The sequence below is a fragment of the Rhizobium sp. IBUN genome (assembly GCF_000510625.1).
Lineage (GTDB): Bacteria > Pseudomonadota > Alphaproteobacteria > Rhizobiales > Rhizobiaceae > Rhizobium > Rhizobium altiplani.
Genome location: NZ_AZNV01000024.1, coordinates 15,404 through 34,266, shown reverse-complemented (window position 1 = coordinate 34,266; position 18,863 = coordinate 15,404). Strand labels below are relative to the sequence as shown.

Genomic DNA, 18,863 nt, shown 5'->3' with positions numbered 1-18,863 from the left:
TGATATTGAATTAGAATCACGTTGCTTATTTCCTCGTTGGCTTTGGATTTCAGTGTTTAATTGAGGAAGTAGGCTGCGTGGTAGCGTACTAATTCGAAATCGGGCAGTATAAGAACGGGTTTCGGCCTCAGGAATCTAGGGGTGGATTTCAGTTTTTCGAAACAGGTTGCCGTAGCCTGGGTTTTTTGCTGTTGGCTCTACGATGACGGTCTTGGCTGACGAGGCTTAGACCTTTGGAGCATTGAAACAGGAGAAACGTATTATGACGGATACTGCAGCCGGTAGCGGGCCGGAGTTGCTGGTCGAGCTCACCGCAGATATTGTTGCCGCCTATGTCAGCAACCACGTGGTCCCGGTTGGCGATCTCGCTAACCTGATTTCTGACGTGCATTCGGCACTTAGCAATACGTCGACGCCGCAAGCTGCAACGGCGGTTGTCGAGAAGCAGAAGCCGGCTGTATCGGTGCGTAAATCCGTTCAGGATGAACAGATCACATGCCTGGAGTGCGGCGGAAACTTCAAGTCGCTCAAGCGTCACCTGATGACCCACCACAATCTCTCGCCGGAAGAATACCGCGAGAAATGGGAGCTCCCCGTCGACTACCCGATGGTAGCGCCCGCCTATGCCGAAGCGCGCTCGCGCCTCGCAAAGGAAATGGGGCTCGGCCAGCGTCGCAAGCGCGGCCGCGGCTGATCGTTGCCAAGGATTTGATCCTGTAGAGCCGGGCGGAAGCCCGGCTTTTGTGTTTTTGGTCGGGGAAGAAATGGGGAAAATAATCCTACTTGTTTTCGCCTGTTAAAGAAAATGAACAATGTGATCAGCAGAAAGTTGCGCCGTCGCGCTTTTGTTCGTACTCGCAGCCGTGTAGAACATAGGAATTAGCTCCTATTTGTAGGAGTGTTCATATGCCGATTGCCAATTTCACTTTGCCAGGCGCCTCCGCGCCATCCTTTCCCGAGGCGGCAAAGGCGCCAAGCGCGGCCTCTGGTTATGCCGCGCCTCCCGCGACAGTGTCTGTGTCGTGTGCCGCATTTGCGCACAGATCACCACCGAGATGGTCATGCTTGCCAGCCATCGGATCCAGATGCGTCGGGACCGGCGCCGCACGCTCTGCCATATCAGGCAGATCGCTATGTATGTTTGCCATGTCGCCCTTCAGATCCCGCTTTATGAGATCGCCGCAGCCTTCGGCCGTGACCGTACGACAGTTGGCCATGCCTGCCACGTGGTCGAGGATCGCCGCGACGATCCAGCGTTCGACGAATTCGTCGCGGTCGTCGAGCGGACCGTCACGTCTGTATTTCGTTCGAACGGAGTGCTCGGCAATGAGTGATGCGAACAGAGCCATGGTAAAACTTCTGAGGTTTCTGGCACGTGGCCAGGCGCGGGAGCAGGCATGCGAGGGTTCTGCCCGGTCGCTGCAGTCAGATGACGCCTCGCATCACATCGTTTCCGAGGGTCTGCTGGCCGAGGCCGTGTCTGCCGGGCTGGTCCGCCGGGCAGGCGGGCGGAACGGCTTATGTCCGGCCGCACGCTCCTATCTCAGGCGTGCCGCCTCCATGAGGGAGGAAGCCTTCATCGAGCAGCACGGCGCAATCGGCCATGCCGTGGCAGATGTGGACGGCGGCCCGCAGCCCTTCGGATCAACCGGGAGGACTCGCCGCTTTCAAGCCTTGTGCGACTGAAGGAGAGGAGTGGCCGGCCATTCCTCCCGAATGAGGCGCTTGCAGCCGGGGAAAGGTTGCTTGCCGGTTTCACGCGCGGCCAGCTGCAGCCGCGCATCACTGCCTCCTGGGAACCGCAACAGGCAAGCCGTGCGAAAGGAGAACGCGGCGGCATGGCGGACCTTGCCGATAGCGCCATCGCCGCCCGCGTCGCGGTCAATCGTGCGCTGGAAGCGATGGGACCGGAACTTGCCGGCGTGGCGCTTGATGTCTGCTGCTTCATGAAGGGGTTGGAGACCGTCGAGCGCGAGCGCCAATGGCCGGCGCGTTCGGCCAAACTGATGCTGCGCACGGCCCTGATCGCGCTCTCCCGGCATTACAAGCCGCCGGCGCCCTCGCGCCGATCGCGCGTGGAGCATTGGGGTGCGGAGGGCTACAGGCCCGAACTCTATTCGTGATGAGGCGGGTGGTTGCTTAGGCCACCGCGCGTACGCGGGCTTCCTCGCGGATGCGGTTGACCATCGAGCGCAGGCCGTTGGCGCGCTGCGAGGAGAGATGCTCGACGAGGCCGATCTTCGAGAATACGTCGAAGGCGTCAAGGGCCGCGATCTCCGATGCCGTCTTGCCGGAATAGGTTGCAAGAACGATGGCCACGAGCCCGCGCACGATATGCGCGTCGGAGTCGCCCTCGAAGGTCATGACGGGATTGTCCGCATCCCCCGTGGTGTGCGTTACGAGCCAGACCTGGCTGGCGCAGCCCATCACCTTGTTGGCCGATGTCTTCTTGTCGTCGGGAAGGTCCGGAAGCGCCTTTCCGAGCTCGATCACATAGCGATAGCGATCTTCCCAGTCGTCGAGGAAGGAGAAGTCGTCAATGATCTGCTCGAGGGACGTCATGTATTGTGGCCTTTCGTTATCAGGTTTCATATAGGTGAAACGCGGCCAGATTTGAACCATTAAAAAGAAACGCCGCGGAGGATGGGCATCCTCGCGGCGCAGCAAAAGCTGGAAATAACAGGGCAGGCACGTCAGGCACGGGACATTCCGCGGCTTGCGGATCTCCGGTGCAAGCTTGGTTGCGGGAAATCCCGCGGAATTCTCAGGTGGCCGGACGCGGCGTCGGCAGCGGAATGGTGCCCGTCGTCACGGTGTCGGAAAGGCTTTCATCGCCGTCGTCAACCGGCGGGCGATAGGGCATCGGCTGGTTCAGCGCTGCGGTGCGTTCCTGTGCCTCGGCCTGAGCCTCGGCATGGGAGGGCGCAAGTGCCGCGACGGGAGTGATCGGCGCATTGGGTGCGACAGCAGGCTTGGCGGCGTTGTCGTCACCGAAACGGCTGTCCAGCAGCTCATAGGCGACACGGGCGCCTTCGAGGGCCCGGTGGCCGAGCGCGGCCATGGTCTCCGCACCCTTGACGCAGACCTCCGGCCTCTCGCCGCACATGCCTGTCACGTAGTCATAGGCGCCTGTCGCCGCGACAAAGGCGTCGGAAAACTGCAATGTCGGCTGCGAGCTGGTCGAGCTCTCGCCGCTGAAGAACGACAGCAACACGAGCACAAGCCCGAACCAGAATGATCCTTTGATCAGAAACCACATCGTCGTTGCCATCCTGTTTTCCCGTTCGGTCTTACCGCCGAATCGGTCCGGTCTTCCGGTGTGCTTGACCTTAGAGCGGAGTTGCGAATGCCAGTTTTCAAAACTCGTCGGCATTTGCCTCAAATTTAGTTCGAATTTTAATGAACGGGATTTGCACCGCATTTCGGTCAAATTGTAGCGACCGCTGTTAAGCATGTCATCGGCCTCCTCCTGTAATTGCAGGCAAACCTTGCGGCAGAGCTGCCACAAAGGTTAACGGCAAGCTGAAATGTGAGCGAAATCCGTCGCTTACCGCCCGTTAACCGTAAAAAACAAAGCCGCTTCCATATGTCCAAAAACGGGACATTTCGCTCTTCTGCGGTGTGGAGGCGGCTTTTCCCTTATCCTTTCCTTAAGCGCCCAAGGCCTATTGTCGGCCCTGGTAAAAAGCCTTTTTTGGGCGGGTATTGCGTGCGTGTAATGAGTAAGATCGCAGAGCGGGCGGCAGCCCTCGTGGACCGGGCGGTGGAAAGCTGGCTCTCCCGGACAGGAGGGGGCACAGCCGTGCGCCAGCGTGAATTGATGATCCTGCGCCGCTTGGCGCTGCTTTCGTCGGCGGCTCTCGTCGCGGTCCCCGTTGGGCTCTCTTCTGTGACCAGTCCTGCCATTGCGCTACCCGTCGGTGTCGCAACCGTCTGCGCGGCCTTCCTGTTTTCTGCGGTGGGCAGCATTGCCCTGTCGCGTCAGGGTACGGCAACAGCGCCGATTGCCGCGCCTGTCGCCGAAGACTTTTTCATGGAAGCAACCGCCGGTCTCGCCTTCTTCCTGGATCCGCAGGGCAACGTCACTGCCGTCGGCGGTCGTGACAAGCGCGAATATCTCGCCTGGATGCGTGATCCGATCGACAAGGGCTTTGTCGATCAGATACATGTCTCTGACCGCATCCTTTTCCTGCAGGCGCTGGATCAGCTTCGCCAGGGTGAGGCGACTGCCGCGGTCGATCTGCGGCTGGAGCGCCCTTCGGTTTCGCGTGACAACAGGCAGTTTGCCTACCTGCGTATGGATATGACCGCGCGGCAGGACGGCGAGGGCACGCTCTTCAGCGTGATTGCCCAGTTACGCGATGTCTCGGTGGAGCAGCAGTTACGGCAGGAGGCGCAGAACCGCGCCGCCGACGCCCGCTCGGCAAACGATGCAAAATCGCGGTTCCTTGCCGCCGTCAGCCACGAATTGCGCACACCGCTCAACGCCATCCTCGGCTTCTCCGACATCCTGCTCGGCGAGTATTTCGGCAAGCTCGAAAACGACCGCCAGCGGGAATATGTCGGCCTTGTCAGGGAATCCGGCGCGCACCTGCTCTCCGTCGTCAACACCATGCTCGACATGAGCAAGATCGAAGCGGGGCGCTATGAGCTTTGTCTCGAACCCTTCGACATTGCATCAGTCGTTCGTTCCTGCGAGGCCATGCTGGCGCTGCAGGCGAAGTCCAAGGGTGTATCGCTGACAAGCCGAGTGCAGCGCGGTCTCGACGAGGTCGTGGCCGATCAGCGCGCGATCCAGCAGATCCTGATCAATCTGGTTGGCAATGCCGTGAAATTCACCGATGCGGGCGGTGCGATCTCGATCGACGCGTCGATGCGCGACGGCATTCTGAGCCTCTGCGTGAGCGACACCGGCATCGGCATTCCCGGCGACAAGCTGGAAACGCTCGGCCAACCTTTTGTCCAGATCCAGAACGACTATAGCCGCCGATTCGAGGGAACGGGACTCGGCCTGTCGTTGGTGAAGGGCTTGGTGGCGCTGCATGGCGGCGACTTCGCAATCGCCAGCACGCCGGGCGCCGGTACGATCATTACGATTTCCATTGCAGCGGATGGCTCTGGCATTCCGGCTGTGGGTTCTGCCCGCAACGATCTTGTCGAGTTTCCGCCGCGACTGAAGGCTGTGCCGGCGCTAGCGGGCGTTTTGGAAGAGGGGCTTTTCGATGGCCGCGAGCAAGCGAAAATCGCCTAAGGGACGGAGAGGCCGACAGAAACGGCCGAGCCTCCTTCTCACAGGGGCAACCATGGTCGGCGGTATCGGGCTGCAGGGCGCAAGCGTGCTTGGCGGCGTGATCGGCCGCAACCCGTCGGTTGCCGGCGGTACGGCAGCCTTCCTTGTCATCTTCAGCTTCGTCGCCGCAAACGCGCTCTGGTATCAGCCAGGGGCGCATCCGCACCCGTTCCTGCGCACCCGCGATCCGCTCTTTCCGAATGTGCTCGGCGGTCGCCCGGTCATCGAGGAGCAAAGCGGGAATGTCACCACCTTCAAGATCCAGCGGCAGGACGAGGCCGACGTCACGCAGACCAATGCGACGCCGCCAGTCGCTCCCGGCGGGCAGCAGCCGAGCCAGATCGTCATGGACATCCAGACCGAACTGGTCCGGCGTGGCCTTTACAACGGCACTCCGGATGGGGTCATCGGCCCGCGCACCAGTGCGGCGATCCTCTTCTTCGAAGAAACCGTGGGCATGCCGCAGACGGGCGACGCAACGCCAGATGTGCTGGCAGCGCTCAGAACCGACTCGGTCGGCCCCTCGGCGATCCCGCTGGAAAAGCCGCGCGAAGACATCACCTCGAAGGCATCCGCCGAGGATCCTGTCGCCGCCGCCATCCGCAGCGCCGAAAAGAGTGTGAAGACCGCGCCGACACTTGCAAAGAAAGCCGCACCATCCGCGGAGTTGTCGACTGTGGATCTCGTCCTGAAGATCCAGAAGGGCCTCAGCAACATGGCCTACGCCAATGTCGGCGTTGACGGTGTGCCGGGAGAACAGACCCGCACCGCCATTCGCCACTTCCAGAAGCACTACAACCTTCCCGAGAATGGCGAGCCGAGCGAAGCGGTCTTGAAGAAGCTCAAGGAGATCGGCGCGCTCTGAAGCCCGGCAATGCCAAGCATTGCCGCTTGCCGTTTGTCTGCTATAGCTCGCCGATGAGATTACGCACCGATATTTTCGTCTCCGCCCTCCTGCGCCGGGTTTTTGCCAAAGGTGATTTTGCCGCTGTCGAGGCAAAGGGCGCCGACGAGGCGGGCGCCATCTTCATTCGCCAGCACTTCCGCGATGGTCTTGAGACGCTCTACGGCCCAGCGCCGCAAAGCCTCTTCGACGACGAGACGAGCGGGGAGCGCCTATTCGAGAAACGGCTGACGCGCGAAAAGCCTGATCGGGTCAGGGAAATGCTCGAGCGTGAGCGGAAGTTCGACCCGGACCTCTGGATCGTCGAGCTTGAAGCCGATGAGCTCGGGGATATCGTTCCGCTTGGCGACGGGCGCGAGAACCCGCTCTAGTCAAAGTCAGCGTGTACGGATGATGCGCCTGTCCTGGGCGGGCGGTTCCTCATGGGCGGCTTGCGCCGTTTCTGTTCCTTCGGGCAGGTAGGTATAGCTGTCGGCGCGGCGCCAGGCGTCGACGCGGGCGTTGCACTCTTCCAGATCGAGACTGTCCAGCACCATCCATGCGCGCGTGACGCCATGCTGCGGTTCCGCAAGGTGCGGGTAGAGCTTTTCGAGCACAAAGACGGCGTCGCGGAAGTCCAGGCCGAGACTGATGAGCGTGGTCGCCAGTTGCTGACCGGAGATATCGAGCATAATGCGCTCTGCAAGCCAGCGGCTTGCCGAAAGCCCGCTGGCAAGCGCCTTGGCAAAGAGCGCCGCTTCGCGATTGCGGGCAAAGCGGACGAGGAGTGCGGCCTGGATCGGCGACAGGTTACGCAGCCCGAGGCGATCGCCTTCCGGGCGGCTGACATGACGTGCCAACTCCCTGATTCTATTGCGTATCTCCTCTTCACTCGCGCGGCGCGCAGCAGCCTCGGCTTCCTCGAGGGAAGCCGGAACCGGCGGTTCGGATGGTACGATGCCAGTTTCGACCTCAGCCGGAGCTGCCAGACGCTGTTCCGCCTGACGCAGGCCGACCAGCGCGTCGATGACCCGCGGGGAAAGCGCATCCCGGCTGACGATCGCCTTCATGTGTGCGCTGCCCTGGGTGCGCGCAATGGTGATCAAGGTCTCGTCGTCGATCGCCGGCGAGGAGGTGAGGAACGGCGCTGCAATGTCGATCGACTGGCAGCCGACGAAAAGCGCGACGGCGGCTGGAATCTGCGGGCATTGGGAAAGGGCTGCCACGGCCTGACGCTTTGCCTCGAGAGAGGAGGCCTGGAACAGCGGCGTGAAGAGTTCGGCGAATTGGCGCAGTTCGGAGCGGGTTGGCGGCTGCAATTCCTCGAAGCTGCTGACGGTCGCCATGAGAACCACGTCCTTCTTCCGGCTGGCGGATGGGGCCTCTAGGTCTCGGAACCGGTCACGCACAAGAACACACCCTGGAAACGCAAAAAGGGATGTCGCAGGACTGGACGTGAAGGGACGCCCCTTACCCCACATAGGTTATGAACAAATCCTACATGGGCAGGGTTAACGCTTGCTAAAGACTTTATTCAATTTGTACCGAAAGGCTTCACCGTATGACGACCGCGGGACGGAGTGACTAAAGCCCTTTGTGTCCGCGCAGCGCCGCCAAAAGCCTCTCGGCGCTATTGTTCCCGGACTGAAAGAGGTCAAGCGCAGCGGACGCGGCCATCTGGGCTTCGGCGCTCTTGATGTCGATCCGCTTTTCCGCACACCACGCATCGAGGGCATGGCGCAGCACGTCAAGGTCCTCGGGAGAGAATGTCGAACCGATAAACAAAGACATTTTAACCCCTCCCTGTCCGCAATAAGCGGAAGACGGCGCCCCGCCGCCTGGCCACGGACCCGTGGCCGATGACACAACTTTACCGGTATTGGTGAGGATCGCAATTGATATTTTTGTGACGAGAAACCACGGAGCTGTGATGGGGCCGCCATCGCCGACACAACCTCCGTTAAGTATATGAATTAATGCTAATATCAGCGCGACATTGTCGGTTGAAACTTCTTATGAGAAGTTTGAAACCAAATGGGGACTCAGCGCGTTTATAAGACGTCGTGCAAATAGCTAACGTCCAGGCATGAAATTAATGATCTGTTAACTGTCGTATGTCTCAATTCGGGTATGAACGGCGATCGAGTGCTTCGGTCGTCCGGTTTCACATCACGGTATTTCAAACAGGTGCCGTGAGAAAGGCGCGAATGCCTCGGAGCCCGGTTTCGGGTTCTACAGGACGCGCTGGCTCGCATAGGCGGGCAGGGTGAGATTCCGCAGTTCATCCGTCTCGGGCCGTGCATGGAGACGAGAATGGCAATAGTCGTCGCATTGGCGGACCGTCTGTCTCAGACGCAACGCCGCAAGGGCAGGAAACCAGTCGAGGCACAGATCCTCCTTTTCACGGGCGTGCGTTACGAGCGCCTGACGGAAAGCTCGAAGCGTTCCCCGGCGCCTCGCATTTCGCGGGCAAAGAAATAGACTTATTGCTTCAATCCGAGGGGCCGGCATATTCGTCGCAGCCGGCCTCCGCGAGGAAGTTCCGCGCGGCTGCGTCGAAGCTCGCCTGGGGCGCCAATGTCCTCAGCACCACATAGCCTTCCGAACGCGTGCTTTCCACGAGAATGGTTTTCTGCAGGTCAGGCGGCAAAGCCTTGCGAAGCTCTGTCAACTGGATCGGCGTTCCGACCAGAATGTCGAGCGCTCCCCCCACAGACGTTCTGTCGTTCATGCTGAAGACCTCGTTCGAAGCCTCGTCATAGAGCGCGACAGACCAGAACGGCACATTGCCCTTGGCCGTCAGGCGGACCGGATTTTCCTCAATGTCGAACGAGCAGACAGCAGTGCGGACAAAAGGGTCATCGTTGGAAAGTCCCGCGGCATCGTCCGTCGACCCAAGCAGGTAGAACTTGTCGAGATCGCCCTCGGAGGCGACGCGGGTGGCGGCGTCCTTGCCGGTAAAGTGCGGCAGCGAAAGAATGATGACGAGGTGCAAGAGTGCCGCCCCGAAAAGTCCCGCGAGGATGGCAAACAGGATCCTAAGCATTGCCGCATCCGGTTTTCTGAAGCTTCGGCATCGCAAGGTCGATAACGCCGGAGCTGCCGGCTGTCGGGGTATCGAAGAGGGTCAGGACGAGTTGGAAGGTACCCGCCGCCGGCAGCGCTAGCCAGTTTCCCGGTCGGGCGTGCGCGGAAATGTCGATCGTGAAGCTGCTGTCGGGCTGCCGCAGCACCGTCCAGGAATTCAGCGCGCCGGGAAGCCCCGGTCGCAGCGAGGCAGGATTGCCGCTGTTGTCTGCGGTAAACAGCGTCCAGATGCGGGCGGGCGGCGTCTGCCCCGTGATACGGTAGCTGCAGCCGGCATTCAGCCGGTCGCCGGCGTCATCGACCTTGGCGGTAAACATCAGGCCTTCGGCGTTTCCGTAAAGCAGGCGTCCGGCACGCGCCCGGTGCGATTTCGCATAGGGGTCGGCGCTTTCGGTTTGTAGCTCGGGGAAGGCTTCCCAGGCGCCGAGCTTGATCGCGCCGAAGCCGGCCGTCGCATCCAGCGCGTAGAGCGAAATCATGATCCCGCCACCAAAGGCGATAATCAGAGTCATCGCTATGAAGAGAGGAAACCGAAACACTATGCGCCCTTGAGAAACAAATCAGTTGAAAGGGTTACCACTGATTCTAGCTAGGCGGAATGGTGCAGGGCGGTATCGGCGGCATATCCCGGCCAAAACGGATCAACGCTGGACCATTCGAAAGGCCGACTGATTTTCGATAGCTGGATCAGCGTCCAGACTTTTGGCATCAAGCGATTTTCAAAGATCGGCGCCCGCCGCGACGACTTTTCCGGAAGCTATCAGCGCCCGCACAGCTTCGTGCACTGCCTCCAAGCTCGTGTACCGCGGTGTGTAGCCCAGGCGGTTTCGGCTCTTTTCAATTGAGTGGCACGAGCTTCGGATCACGTGCCCACGACTGCTTTCGGCATACTCGCCGAGATCGGCAAACCATTCTTCAAAGGGCTTGTAAGCGATGCGCGGCTCCTTTCCGAACCAGCGATAAGCCGTTTCCGCGTAGCCCCGCAGGGTCAACGCTTGTTCCGATACCGTGTTGAAGACTTCGCCGATTGAAGCCGACCGGTTCTCGATCGCACACATGATCCAGCGAGCCACGTCATCAGCATGGACGTGATGGACCATTTCAAGTCCGAGGTTCGGCAAGACAAGTTCATCGCCACGGGCAATCAGCGAAAAGACTTCCGGATCCGCGTTTCCGATCGGGTTGATCGGATTCCAGCCTTCGCCGACGATATGGCCAGGACGGAAACAGGTCGCGGGAAAGCCGGTGACGTGCGCCTCCCGCGTGAGCCAGGCTTCGCACTCGGCCTTGCCCCTCCCGTAGGCGTCTATCGGATTGGGCGGATCGGTCTCGGTCGAGGGGATCGCAAAAAGGCGGCCATAGACCCAGATCGAGCTACAGAACAGGTAATGGCCAACCTTTCCTCGGAGGGCCTCCACCACGTGCCGTGTACTGGATAGGTCGAACGATATCATATCGACGACGATATCAGGCCTTAGATCTGCGATCTTGGCGCCGAACCGGCCGGCTTTCTCCTCGGCCGCGCGATCGAGCGCGACGTTCTCGATCTCACCCCATGCGTAGTGGGGGCGATAGGGTTTTGCTGTGCCACGGCTCACATTGACGACCTGATGGCCTCGCTCGACAAGCGCTGGCACCAGATAGCTTCCGACGTGGCCACTCCCTCCGATGATGACGATGCGTGACATGATCGGCCTCCCTCGCTCTACGAAGCAGTTGCTGCTGATGCCCTTAGTCGGCGCTCGCCACCTTTTGCGCGGCAAGCGGGGGCGCCGCCTTCAGCGCCTGGCCAAGGTCCTTGAGAATGTGCGTGGACTCGACCGAGAGCATCCGGGGCCGGACGAGGGGCGGCGGGCTGCCCTCCGCCGGCTTGGCGGCGGCGACCGTTTTTGCCGTCTTGTCGGGCGGCAGCGGCTGCGTGCCGGGGATCTGTCGAAGCGTGATGCCCTGGTGCGCATAGTCCATGGCACGCTTGAAGGTCATGGCCGGCAGCGAGCCACCGGTCATCTCGTTGGTCGAGGTATAGTCGTCGTTGCCAAACCAGACGGCGCACGTGTAGTTGCCGGTGTAGCCGATGAACCAGGCGTCGCGGTACGCCTGCGTCGTGCCCGTCTTGCCGGCTGTCAGAATGCCGTTGTCGAGCGCTGCCTTTCGCGCCGTTCCGACATAGGGGACGCGGGACAGCATCTGGTTCATGTAGGTGTCGGCCTTCTCGGAGAGCACCCGCTTGGCGGGCGGCTCGTCACGGTCGAAGTCGTAGAGGACGTCGCCGCCGTAATCGAGGACCTGCGTGATGCCGTGACGGCGCGACTGGTAGCCACCTGCCGGGAAGACGGCATAGGCGGTCGCCTGGTCGAGCACCGTCACCTCGGAGGTGCCGATCGGGATCGTCACGTCGTCGCGCACGGGCGACTCGACGCCGAGGTTCTTCGCCATGGCCCGGATCGGCTGGATGCCGAGCTTTTCCTTGGCAAGGCGCACCGGAATGGTGTTAATCGACTGGGCGATGGCGGTCGCAATGGTGACGCGGCCGGCGTACTTGTTGGCGTAGTTGCGAGGGGCCCAGTTGCCCCAGTAGATCGGCGCGTCGACGACGATGGTATCAGGCGTCATGCCGCTCTCCATCGCCACCGAATAGGTGTAGACCTTGAAGGATGAACCCGGCTGCCGCAGCGCCTTGGTGGCACGGTTGAATTGGCTTTCGCCGTAATCCCGGCCGCCGACCATGGCCCGCACCGCGCCGCCGTTTTCGATCACCACCATCGCGCCCTGTTTGGCGTGATAGCGCTCGCCATATTCGCGCAGCGACGTTTCCACTGAATCGTCGGCCGCGCTCTGCAGCCCCATGTCGATCGTGGTCCTGACGACGAGCGAATGCTGGGGGAAGCGCGGCGACAGGCGCATGACCTCGTCAAAGGCCCAGTCGAGGAAGAAATCGGGTGATTCCACCTGGTTGCGGTCGACGACCGTCGCCGGATTACGCCGGGCGGCGATCACCTGGCCCTCGGTCATCAGGCCGCTTTGCACAAGGTTGGTCAGCACCTCGTTGGCGCGACCGCGCGCCGCCGGCAGGTTGACGTGCGGCGCATATTTCGCCGGCGCCTTGAACAGGCCGGCGAGCATTGCGGATTCAGCCAGATTGACGTCGGTGATGCTCTTGCCGAAGTAGAACTGCGCCGCTGCGGCAGCGCCGAAGGTGCCACCGCCCATGTAGGCGCGGTCGAGATAGGTGGAGAGGATTTCCTTCTTGGAGAGGTTGGCTTCGAGCCACAGCGCCAGGAAGGCTTCCGTAATTTTTCGGTCGATCGAGCGTTCGTTGGAGAGGAACAGGTTCTTGGCGAGCTGCTGCGTCAATGTCGAGCCGCCCTGTACAACTTCGCCGGCCTGGGCGTTGGTAACAAGCGCGCGGAAGAGACCGATGACGTCGATGCCGAAGTGATCGAAGAAGCGCCGGTCCTCGGTCGCAAGCACTGATTTGATCAGCGCGTCGGGCAGTTCGTCGATAGGCACGGAGTTCTGGTGGATGACGCCGCGATGGCCGATGACGTTGCCATAGCGATCCAGGAAGGTGACGGCGTAGTCGCCGCGATTGCGCCAATCTTCCTTGGTAGCTTCAAAGGCAGGCTGGGCGAGGGCGAGCATCAGGACGGCGCCGACGGAACCCCATGTCAGGCCTTCGCCGGCCAGTTCGAAGACAATGCGCTTCCAGCCGCGAACGCGGAAGCGGCGGAAGAAGATGGTGATGTCTTCCCAGATTTCGGCCGAGCGAAAACCGGCATTCCAGATGGTCGAATCGATCCACGAGTCGATCTTCAAAAGCAGGTGGCGTTGCTTGCGCGGCCGTTTTTCTGGATTGTCCGGATCCGTCACGTCTTATATTCCCGCCCGATCAGTCACTTCGACGTCGGAGGAACCTGACGCCGGACTATGGCAAATCTGCCGACAGTGCCCCGGAGTAACCGGAGCTTGGTGAATCATTGGTTGATTTGGCTGACAAGAACAAGAGAAATGGAAGCTCTCACGCGATTTTGCACGGAGCTGTTGCAAGAACGGAATGATGGAAGAAGTACCCTTCTGGAAGACGAAGACGCTCGCCGAGATGACGACGACCGAATGGGAGAGCGTATGCGACGGCTGCGGCCTCTGTTGTCTCAACAAGCTCGAGGAGTGGGATAGCGGCGACATCTACTTCACCTCGATCCGCTGCAAGCTGCTCGACGACCACAGCTGTCGCTGTTCCTCCTACGAGAACCGCTGGGATTTCGTGCCCGATTGCGTCCAGCTCACCAAGGAAAACGTCGACGAGATCGCTTGGCTGCCGCCGACCTGCGGCTACCGGCTGATCAACGAGGGGCGCGATCTTTACTGGTGGCATCCCCTGATTTCTGGCGATCCCGAGACTGTCCATGCCGCCGGCATTTCGGCGCGCGGCCGGACGATCGACGAAACCGAGGTCAAGGTCGACGACTTTGAGGATTATGTGGTGGATTGGCCGCTGACAGTGGGCGACGAGGCGCAGGCCCAGCAGCCGGAGGCGGCTAAGTAGTCGCTGGTTGAGCGACCGTCTCAAGGAATTCTCTCAGCTCAGCGCGAACATAGTCTTCGATCGAGCCTTGCGGCTCGAAGCCCCACCAGAGCAGGCAGCCCTGCCACTGCGACAGCATCAGCCGTCCGAGCGGCGTTTTGCCTTGGGCGCCGAGGGATCGGTCGAGCGCTGCCGCCAGTGTCTTTCCCCAGGCAGACCCACGAGCACGCAAGGCCGGGTCGCGCAGATCTTCCCGCAGTACCAGCAGGCCTTCAGCGTAGGACGCGGCATCGTCGCCGTAATCCCTGGAAAGGCCGGCGAGCAGGTTGATGGCGCCTTCGGGTGTCTCGGGAAGAGACTGGATCTGCCGGGCCGTCTCCATGTCCAGCCGGTCCCAGGCGCGCAGCAGGCAGGCCCGCAGCATTGCAGCCTTGGTGCCGAAGCGCTGTACCAGCGTCGAGCCGGAAAGGCCGCTGATCTTCGCCACCGTGCCGAAGCTTGCCGCGTCAGGACCTTCCGCATGGACGAGGCCGAGCACCATGTCGAGAAGCTGTTCGTCGGAAAGCGTACGGGGTCGCGGCATGAAAATTCCTCTTGTGTTCGCGACGAATATGAACGAACGTTCGTTTATATTCAAGTGCAATGGCGAACACCCGTTGCGCCTGGTCCAGCGTGGAGGACAAGCACGTGACAGCAGCCCTTTCAGGAAAGATCGCCCTTGTGGCCGGAGGCACGCGCGGCGCAGGTCGCGGGATCGCCTTGGAACTCGGGGCCGCCGGGGCAACGGTCTACGTTACCGGTCGCACGACGCGGGAGAAGCAATCGGAGTATGGCCGCCCGGAGACGATCGAGGAGACCGCCGAGATGGTAACCGCTGCGGGCGGCGAGGGGATCGCGGTTCGCGTCGATCATACCATGCCTTCGGAAGTCGAGGTACTGGTCGAAAGGATCCGCCGCGAACAGGGCCGGCTCGATATCCTGGTCAACGATATCTGGGGCGGCGAACATCTTACGGAATGGAACAAGCCGGTCTGGGAGCACTCGCTCGACAAGGGGCTGCACATGCTGCGGCTGGCGATCGACACCCATCTGATCACCGCGCATTTCGCGCTGGCGCTGATGATCGAGCGCCCCGGCGGGCTGCTGGTCGAACTGACCGACGGCACGGCCGAATACAACGCCACGCATTACCGCCTCTGCCCCTATTACGACCTCGTCAAGACGGGCGCCATCCGCATGGCCTGGGCGCATGCCAAGGATCTTGCGCCGCATGACGCGACGGCTGTGGCGCTGACGCCCGGCTGGATGCGCTCGGAAATGATGCTCGATATCTTCAATGTGCGAGAGGAGAACTGGCGCGACGCGACGTCCGTGCAGCCGCATTTCATCATCTCCGAGACACCGCGCTTCACGGGCCGGGCGGTGGCAGCCGTTGCCGCCGATCCAGAACGCGTCCGCTGGAGCGGCCAGTCGCTGTCGAGCGGCGGGCTCGCCAAGATCTACGGCTTTGACGATGTGGACGGCTCGCGGCCGGACTGCTGGCGCTACATGGACGAGGTCATGGACGCAGGCAAAGCCGCCGACGCTACCGGCTATCGTTGATTCGATCTAGCCGGATGGAATGACAACGAATTGTCTTTGCAGGGTTTTTGGCGCGGCGTTCTGCCATGACTTGCGCACGAGGCCATGCACGAGTTCGTCGCTCGCCTTGCCGTAGAAAAGCCGGGTCGAGCCGCGCAGTCCCCAGCCGCCCGGCACCGCGGCCGTGTCGTCGGCCGCCACCGCCAGCGTCATGTGTTGCTGGTCGGGCGTCAGGCGGACGACGCAATAGTCTTGTTCCGGCATCGTCAGGAATATCTTGCTGCGCACGCGAAAATCGCGCGTGCCATGATGCGCGCTCTCGACCGCCTCCGGCAAGCTGAGCGCAAAGGAAATGAGCTCTTCCTGGTTCATGGCGATAAAATTAGCACATGCTGATGGATGTGGACCAATCAGAAAAACTCAAGCAGTCCGGTGGCTTTGAAAAATGTTCACCTGATAGGAAAATAATCCTTGATGACGTGACGGTCGTTTGATAGGGTTATGGCATAGTCGGAAAGTTGCGGGCGCGGCGGAGTGCCGAGGCAAAGCTTTTCGGATCTGAAAGCCGGGCGTTCGACCCGGCTTTTGTGTTTCTGGCCGTCAGGGAGAACTGGTCGCCCGAGAGGGTCCCGATGATCGATATCGAGAGTTTCGAACCGGAGCTGTATGGCTACTGGCCACAGAGGCGTGCCTATGGCGATGCCCTGCAGCTTGAAGCGGATGACGCCGAGGCGAGGGCGGCGGCTGAGGCCTACTTCCTTGAGATCAAGTCCGGTCCGGCCGCGCCCGCCGAGGAGTTGCGGGTGCTGCTCAACGAGATGACGGCGGAGATGCGCGACCAGTTCAGCGCCTTCCGCGAATTGCGGCGGGCCGCGGAAGCGGAGTCCGCAGGCGGCGACGAGGCGGCGGCAAAGCTCGCGCTGGCCGACCTGAAGGCGGCGACCGATGCCATGTCGCTGATTGTGCGGACGCTGGAGAAGGTCGATCAGCTGCAGCGGCAGATCGCGCGCGATCGCGAGCTGGCCGCGGAAGAGAACGACGCTGCGATGGGGCTTGAAGATGCGAAGAAGCGGTTTCTTGAGCGCATCGCTGGCGAGCGCCGAACTGCGCATCGCCTTGGTGGCCGAAACGCTCGGCGATGCGCGCGAGGTAATAATCGACTGCGTCTCCGGCATCTGCCGCATCGCGCGGCGGGGATGTCCGGAGTTCGAGATTTCGCGGCGCAGGCTGGTCTGGCCGAACGGCGCGGTGGCGCAGATCTTCTCGTCGGAAGATCCGGAAAGCCTGCGCGGCCCGCAGTTTCATTTCGCCTGGTGCGATGAGCTGGCGAAATGGAAGCACGGGCAGGAGACCTGGGACATGCTGCAATTCGGCTTGCGCCTCGGCGGTCATCCGCGCCAGCTGGTGACGACGACGCCGCGGCCGGTGCCACTGCTGAAGGAATTGATTGCTGACGCAGGTACGCGGCTGACGCGGATCAGCACGCTTGCCAACGCTGCCAATCTGGCGCCGGGCTTCATCGATGCGCGGAAGCATCGCTACGGCGGCACGCGGCTCGGGCGTCAGGAACTCGATGCCGAGCTGATAGAGGATCGCGAAGATGCGCTCTGGCGGCGCGAGATGATCGAGGCAGCCACGATCCGCTTCACGGGTGAGTTGAGGCGGGTCGTCGTTGCGGTCGATCCGCCGGCGGCGGCCGGTGCGCAGTCCTGCTGCGGCATTGCTGGGTTGGAGGCGTCGGGGCGAGCGGTGGTGCTTGCCGATTGTTCGGTCCAGGGCGCAAGCCCGGCCGGCTGGGCGAGTGTGGTGGTGCGTGCCTACCGCCGCTTTTCGGCGGACCGGGTAGTGGCCGAAATCAACCTGGGTGGCGACATGGTGGCATCGATGCTGGAAAGCATCGACGAGAGCCTGCCGGTCTCGACCGTGCGCGCGACGCGCGGTAAGTACCTCAGGGCCGAACCGGTTGCCGCACTCTACGAACAGGGGCGCGTTGCCCATGCCGGGCGCTTCGTCGCGCTGGAAGACCAGATGTGCGACTTCGGCCCGGACGGGCTTTCATCCGGCCGTTCGCCCGACCCGCTGGATGCGCTGGTCTGGGCGCTGACGGTACTGATGCTGGAGGGATACGGAGAACCCCGGGTGAGGGGTGTCTGAAGACTAGCGTTGAGGTTGCTGTTGTGCTGGGCGTGGCGACTGCGGTTCCGGGCGAACTTGACGCCACTCGTTTTCGAGCTGGTCGACGACATGCTGGGGAATGGTCGGCTGATTGCTGTTGGCCGGCTGCTGCATGCTCTCCTCCGAGGCTGGATTTAACGGTGAGTTAATCACTGGCACGGCTTAAACTACGTGTAAATCAGGCGCTTAAACACTTTAAACGATTGAATTAATTTTAATCGATTGAGACGTAGAACGCCGTACCACTTTTTGAGGCTGGTATTATGGTTATCCACATCGACAGGCCCTTCTTTTTCAACACTGTGCGCCATGCGCTCTTTAAGGGAGGGCTTAATCAGCCGCAGGTGGAGGGCATGACCGCGATTCTCGATTTCTGGGAAGCGCGAATGGCTGAGGCCGATCCGCGCTGGCTCGCCTACATCATGGCGACCGCCTACCACGAGACGGCCTATACGATGCAGCCGGTGCGCGAGACGCTGGCGACGACCGACGCAAGGGCGATTGAGATCCTGGAAAATGCCTATGCGTCCGGCAAGCTCTCCTGGGTGAAGACGCCTTACTGGCGGCCAGACGAGGAGGGCAAGTGCTGGCTCGGCCGCGGCCTGGTGCAGCTCACCCACAAGCGCAATTACGAGGCGATGAGCTTGCTGACCGGCATTGATCTCGTGGCCGAGCCCGACCGGGCGATGGAGATGGACGCCGCCGTTTCGATCCTGATCGAAGGTATGGTCCAGGGCTCGTTCGCCACTCATAAGCTCGCCGACCACCTGAACGAGACGACGGAGGACTGGGTCAATGCGCGCCGCATCGTCAACGGTACGGACCGCGCGGAAAAGCTCGCCGGCTACGGCAAGACCTTCCTTGCGGCCATCCGTCGCGAACGGCCGGCAGGTGCGCTTGCGCGGTTGAAGGCCTGGCTCCTGCGTGCTATCGCGCGGGTCTTCGGCTAGACGCTCACAGGAGTTCCGCGTGATCCGCCACATCGTCTTCTTCACAGCGCCCGCGGACCAACTGGAAAAGGTGCGCGCCGGCCTGTCGATCCTGACGGCGATCCCGCACGCCCGCCTGCTGGAGATCGGCACCAACATCAAGACCGACCAGCTAGGCACCGATGTCGACCTCGTTGTCTACGGCGAGTTCGAGGACGAAGCTGCTCTTGCCGCCTACAAGGCGCATCCAGACTACCAGCGCTCCATCGACCTCGTGCGCCCGATCCGCGAAATGCGGATGGCGGCGGATTACGAGAGCAACACGGCTGTGAAGCGGCCCGTGCGCTGATGCTGCAGCCTGCCCTCCAGCGCGCCAGTTAGGGATGCGGTTGG

The 18,863-nt window shown here is 61.6% G+C and carries 23 protein-coding genes; 13 read left to right on the top strand and 10 right to left on the bottom strand.

The window, feature by feature from the left end; all coding sequences use genetic code 11:
- The first annotated feature begins 262 nt into the window (after nt 1-262).
- From RHIBUN_RS0120825 to RHIBUN_RS38035, 4 genes are all read left to right on the top strand, one after another.
- Entirely contained in the window at nt 263-694 is a 432-nt protein-coding gene (locus RHIBUN_RS0120825) for a MucR family transcriptional regulator (protein WP_018859452.1), read from the top strand.
- A gap of 361 nt (nt 695-1,055) precedes the next feature.
- A complete protein-coding gene (locus tag RHIBUN_RS35550) occupies nt 1,056-1,334 on the top strand; it encodes a helix-turn-helix domain-containing protein (protein ID WP_062371595.1) in 279 nt (92 codons plus the stop codon).
- A complete protein-coding gene (locus RHIBUN_RS38040) occupies nt 1,327-1,686 on the top strand; it encodes a hypothetical protein (protein ID WP_348625990.1) in 360 nt (119 codons plus the stop codon). The genes RHIBUN_RS35550 and RHIBUN_RS38040 overlap by 8 nt, the downstream gene beginning before the upstream one ends.
- The gene (locus tag RHIBUN_RS38035; protein ID WP_348625989.1) at nt 1,677-2,123 is read left to right on the top strand and encodes a DUF6456 domain-containing protein; all 447 of its coding nucleotides are present in this window, start codon (nt 1,677-1,679) and stop codon (nt 2,121-2,123) included. Before RHIBUN_RS38040 ends, RHIBUN_RS38035 begins: the two co-directional genes overlap by 10 nt.
- Nucleotides 2,124-2,139: 16 nt before the next feature.
- On the opposite strand, the gene RHIBUN_RS0120810 is transcribed toward RHIBUN_RS38035, so the two are convergent.
- Both RHIBUN_RS0120810 and RHIBUN_RS0120805 read right to left on the bottom strand, forming a co-directional pair.
- Nucleotides 2,140-2,562: a SufE family protein gene (locus tag RHIBUN_RS0120810; protein ID WP_025661032.1), complete on the bottom strand. Its 423-nt coding sequence runs from the start codon at nt 2,560-2,562 to the stop codon at nt 2,140-2,142.
- Nucleotides 2,563-2,764: 202 nt separating this feature from the next.
- Nucleotides 2,765-3,259 carry a DUF5330 domain-containing protein gene (locus RHIBUN_RS0120805; protein WP_025661031.1) on the bottom strand — a complete coding sequence of 165 codons (495 nt, stop codon included), beginning with the start codon at nt 3,257-3,259 and terminating at the stop codon, nt 2,765-2,767.
- Nucleotides 3,260-3,718: 459 nt separating this feature from the next.
- Between RHIBUN_RS0120805 and RHIBUN_RS0120800 the strand changes: the two genes are divergently transcribed.
- Genes RHIBUN_RS0120800 through RHIBUN_RS0120790 form a run of 3 tightly spaced genes read left to right on the top strand, consistent with a single transcriptional unit; the run spans nt 3,719 to nt 6,565 of the window.
- Nucleotides 3,719-5,251 (top strand): HAMP domain-containing sensor histidine kinase, encoded by a 1,533-nt coding sequence (locus tag RHIBUN_RS0120800; protein WP_037217279.1) that lies wholly within the window; start codon nt 3,719-3,721, stop codon nt 5,249-5,251.
- Nucleotides 5,223-6,155, top strand: coding sequence for a peptidoglycan-binding domain-containing protein (locus tag RHIBUN_RS0120795; protein WP_025661029.1), 933 nt, complete (start codon nt 5,223-5,225; stop codon nt 6,153-6,155). Before RHIBUN_RS0120800 ends, RHIBUN_RS0120795 begins: the two co-directional genes overlap by 29 nt.
- A 53-nt stretch (nt 6,156-6,208) precedes the next feature.
- The gene (locus tag RHIBUN_RS0120790) at nt 6,209-6,565 is read left to right on the top strand and encodes a DUF1491 family protein (RefSeq protein WP_025661028.1); all 357 of its coding nucleotides are present in this window, start codon (nt 6,209-6,211) and stop codon (nt 6,563-6,565) included.
- Between the two features lie 6 nt (nt 6,566-6,571).
- On the opposite strand, the gene RHIBUN_RS0120785 is transcribed toward RHIBUN_RS0120790, so the two are convergent.
- Both RHIBUN_RS0120785 and RHIBUN_RS0120780 read right to left on the bottom strand, forming a co-directional pair.
- Nucleotides 6,572-7,582, bottom strand: a complete 1,011-nt coding sequence (locus RHIBUN_RS0120785; protein ID WP_025661027.1) for a DUF2336 domain-containing protein — start codon at nt 7,580-7,582, stop codon at nt 6,572-6,574.
- 175 nt (nt 7,583-7,757) lie between these two features.
- Nucleotides 7,758-7,964: a hypothetical protein gene (locus tag RHIBUN_RS0120780; protein WP_025661026.1), complete on the bottom strand. Its 207-nt coding sequence runs from the start codon at nt 7,962-7,964 to the stop codon at nt 7,758-7,760.
- 522 nt (nt 7,965-8,486) lie between these two features.
- Here RHIBUN_RS0120780 and RHIBUN_RS36915 point away from each other — a divergent pair.
- Nucleotides 8,487-8,654, top strand: coding sequence for a hypothetical protein (locus RHIBUN_RS36915; protein ID WP_018860035.1), 168 nt, complete (start codon nt 8,487-8,489; stop codon nt 8,652-8,654).
- 10 nt (nt 8,655-8,664) lie between these two features.
- Here the strand turns inward: RHIBUN_RS36915 and RHIBUN_RS0120770 are convergent, their stop codons facing one another.
- The 4 genes from RHIBUN_RS0120770 to RHIBUN_RS0120750 form a co-directional block, all read right to left on the bottom strand.
- Nucleotides 8,665-9,219, bottom strand: coding sequence for a DUF1254 domain-containing protein (locus RHIBUN_RS0120770; protein WP_025661025.1), 555 nt, complete (start codon nt 9,217-9,219; stop codon nt 8,665-8,667).
- On the bottom strand, nt 9,212-9,799 hold the full coding sequence (locus RHIBUN_RS0120765; protein WP_025661024.1) for a DUF1214 domain-containing protein: 588 nt from the start codon (nt 9,797-9,799) through the stop codon (nt 9,212-9,214). The genes RHIBUN_RS0120770 and RHIBUN_RS0120765 overlap by 8 nt, the downstream gene beginning before the upstream one ends.
- Before the next feature lie 180 nt (nt 9,800-9,979).
- Nucleotides 9,980-10,948, bottom strand: coding sequence for an NAD-dependent epimerase/dehydratase family protein (locus RHIBUN_RS0120755; RefSeq protein WP_025661023.1), 969 nt, complete (start codon nt 10,946-10,948; stop codon nt 9,980-9,982).
- Nucleotides 10,949-10,991: 43 nt separating this feature from the next.
- Entirely contained in the window at nt 10,992-13,130 is a 2,139-nt protein-coding gene (locus RHIBUN_RS0120750; RefSeq protein WP_018860040.1) for a transglycosylase domain-containing protein, read from the bottom strand.
- Nucleotides 13,131-13,317: 187 nt separating this feature from the next.
- Here RHIBUN_RS0120750 and RHIBUN_RS0120745 point away from each other — a divergent pair, with 187 nt between their 5' ends.
- The gene (locus tag RHIBUN_RS0120745) at nt 13,318-13,806 is read left to right on the top strand and encodes a YcgN family cysteine cluster protein (protein ID WP_025661022.1); all 489 of its coding nucleotides are present in this window, start codon (nt 13,318-13,320) and stop codon (nt 13,804-13,806) included.
- Here RHIBUN_RS0120745 and RHIBUN_RS0120740 read toward each other — a convergent pair.
- Entirely contained in the window at nt 13,799-14,368 is a 570-nt protein-coding gene (locus tag RHIBUN_RS0120740) for a TetR family transcriptional regulator (protein ID WP_025661021.1), read from the bottom strand. The genes RHIBUN_RS0120745 and RHIBUN_RS0120740 overlap by 8 nt on opposite strands.
- Nucleotides 14,369-14,472: 104 nt before the next feature.
- Between RHIBUN_RS0120740 and RHIBUN_RS0120735 the strand changes: the two genes are divergently transcribed.
- Nucleotides 14,473-15,387, top strand: a complete 915-nt coding sequence (locus RHIBUN_RS0120735; RefSeq protein ID WP_025661020.1) for an SDR family oxidoreductase — start codon at nt 14,473-14,475, stop codon at nt 15,385-15,387.
- A gap of 6 nt (nt 15,388-15,393) precedes the next feature.
- Here RHIBUN_RS0120735 and RHIBUN_RS0120730 read toward each other — a convergent pair whose 3' ends face one another.
- Nucleotides 15,394-15,738, bottom strand: a complete 345-nt coding sequence (locus tag RHIBUN_RS0120730; protein ID WP_025661019.1) for an MmcQ/YjbR family DNA-binding protein — start codon at nt 15,736-15,738, stop codon at nt 15,394-15,396.
- Nucleotides 15,739-16,443: 705 nt separating this feature from the next.
- Between RHIBUN_RS0120730 and RHIBUN_RS0120720 the strand changes: the two genes are divergently transcribed.
- The 3 genes from RHIBUN_RS0120720 (at nt 16,444) to RHIBUN_RS0120705 (ending at nt 18,819) form a co-directional block, all read left to right on the top strand.
- A complete protein-coding gene (locus RHIBUN_RS0120720; RefSeq protein WP_025661017.1) occupies nt 16,444-17,520 on the top strand; it encodes a terminase family protein in 1,077 nt (358 codons plus the stop codon).
- A gap of 284 nt (nt 17,521-17,804) precedes the next feature.
- Complete coding sequence (locus RHIBUN_RS0120710) at nt 17,805-18,491, top strand: chitinase (RefSeq protein ID WP_025661016.1); 687 nt, start codon at nt 17,805-17,807, stop codon at nt 18,489-18,491.
- A gap of 19 nt (nt 18,492-18,510) precedes the next feature.
- Nucleotides 18,511-18,819: a Dabb family protein gene (locus RHIBUN_RS0120705; protein WP_025661015.1), complete on the top strand. Its 309-nt coding sequence runs from the start codon at nt 18,511-18,513 to the stop codon at nt 18,817-18,819.
- The last annotated feature ends 44 nt before the right edge of the window (nt 18,820-18,863 follow it).